General features: G+C 28.8%; 2 protein-coding genes. Both read left to right on the top strand.

What is annotated here, in order from left to right; all coding sequences use genetic code 11:
* The first annotated feature begins 304 nt into the window (after nt 1–304).
* Nucleotides 305–1,744: a glycoside hydrolase family 1 protein gene (locus tag AAT22_RS15255; protein WP_047001856.1), complete on the top strand. Its 1,440-nt coding sequence runs from the start codon at nt 305–307 to the stop codon at nt 1,742–1,744.
* 34 nt (nt 1,745–1,778) lie between these two features.
* Nucleotides 1,779–2,084, top strand: coding sequence for a PTS sugar transporter subunit IIB (locus AAT22_RS15250; RefSeq protein WP_016206280.1), 306 nt, complete (start codon nt 1,779–1,781; stop codon nt 2,082–2,084).
* Nucleotides 2,085–2,125 lie beyond the last annotated feature (41 nt).

The raw sequence follows: 2,125 nt of genomic DNA, 5'->3' as shown, positions 1-2,125 counted from the left end.
TATCCCTTATAATTTCTATATTTATACAATTTACTACAATTTATTTAACCAGAATTAAAGTAATTAACACATAATGCCCTTTAAATATACAATATTTAAATATTATATTAAATTTTGAAAAATAAAATTAGAAAAAATATTTATAGATATGAACTTAAAGCTCCATAAAATGTAAAACAAATTGTTATATAAATGGAACAATTTATATAAGATAAAAGTGTGTTTTTTTAAGGGGTGAAACTGATTACAAATATATTTTTGTAAGATATAATATAATCAAGAAGTAGGAAGGGAGGAGGTAATATTGATTCACAAGAAACTTGATAAATTCAAAAGTGATTTTTTATGGGGAAGTGCATCTGCAGCATATCAAGTTGAAGGAGCTTATAATATTGATGGAAAAGGCTTAAGTATATGGGATACATTCAGTGAATTACCTGGAACAACCTATGAAGGAACAAATGGTAAAGTAGCAGTAGACCATTATAGAAGATATAAAGAAGATATAGCTTTAATGAAAGAGTTAGGATTGAAAGCGTATAGATTTTCAATAGCGTGGAGTAGAATCTATCCAAATGGAAGAGGAGACATAAATGAAAAAGGATTAGAATTTTATGATAACCTTATAGATGAACTTATTGATAATAATATAAAGCCTATAATAACGATATATCATTGGGATTTACCACAGTATCTTCAGGATTTATATGGAGGCTGGGAATCTAGAGAAATAATAGATGATTTTAATAATTATTGTATAACTCTTTATAAAAGATACGGAGATAGAGTTAAATATTGGGTTACATTAAATGAACAAAATGTATTTATACTTTTAGGCTATAAGATAGGAATACATCCACCAAAGGTACAAGATGATAGAAGAATGCTTAAGGCAAATCATATAGCAAGCTTAGCAAACGCAAAAGCAATAGAGTCATTTAGACAATATGTATCAAATGGTATGATTGGTCCAAGTTTTGCTTTCACACCTAATTATGCTTATACATGCAAGCCAGAAGATGTTTTAGCAAGGGAAAATGCGGAAGATATGAATTGTCATTGGTGGTTAGATGTATATTGTTTTGGAAACTATCCAGCATTTGCACTAAGTAGATATGAAAAGGAAGGAATAGCTCCGGAAATTGAAGATGGAGACTTAGAACTTTTAGAAAGGGGAAAACCTGACTTTATAGGTATAAATTACTATAGAAGCGAAACTGTTGAAGCAAATTCAATAGATGGTATAAGTAATTTTGAAGAAATAAATACATCAGGAAAAAAAGGAACATCTAAAGATTATGGAATTCCAGGTAGCTTTAAGACAATAAAGAATCCAAATTTAGATAGAACTAACTGGGATTGGGAGATAGATCCTACAGGATTAAGAATAGGCATAAGAAGAATTAATAGTAGATACAGGCTTCCTATATTAGTAACGGAAAATGGTCTTGGTGAATTTGATAAAATCGAAGAAGATGGAAGTATAAATGATGATTATAGAATAAATTTTATAAGAAATCATGTAATAGCTTGCAAAGAAGCTATAACTGATGGGGTAGAGTTATTAGGATATTGTACATGGTCATTTACAGATTTACTAAGCTGGCTTAATGGATATCAAAAGAGGTATGGATTTGTTTATATAGATAGAAATGAGAAAGATGAAAAGGATTTAAAACGTATTAAAAAGAAAAGTTTTTATTGGTATAAAAATGTGATAGCTACTAATGGAGAAGAGCTTTAAATATAATTAAAAATAAATTTTAGGAGGAATTATTATGAAAAATATTTTATTAGTTTGTGCAGCAGGTATGTCAACAAGCCTATTAGTAAACAAGATGAAAGCAGCAGCAAAGGAAAAAGGAATAGAAATTAATATTGATGCACTTCCAGTTTCAGAATGTTCAAGTGTTATAGATAAAGCAGATATAGTACTACTTGGACCACAAGTAAGATTCCAAAAACCACAAGTAGATGCTTTAGTTAATGGAAGAATACCGGTACAAGTTATAGATATGAGGTTATATGGAACCATGAATGGTAAAGTTATCTTAGAAGGTGTATTAAAAACTCTTGGAATTTAACAAGAGGTTTAATAAATAAAGGCTCTGTTTTAAAATATTGT

It is taken from the genome of Clostridium sp. C8 (genome assembly GCF_001010885.1).
GTDB classification, from domain to species: domain Bacteria; phylum Bacillota; class Clostridia; order Clostridiales; family Clostridiaceae; genus Clostridium; species Clostridium sartagoforme.
This window is presented reverse-complemented; position numbering and strand designations above follow the sequence as displayed.

What these genes read in the sequence shown, in the direction of transcription:
- AAT22_RS15250 (WP_016206280.1), top strand. Translation starts at nt 1,779, where the DNA reads ATGAAAAATATTTTATTAGTTTGTGCAGCAGGTATGTCAACAAGCCTA.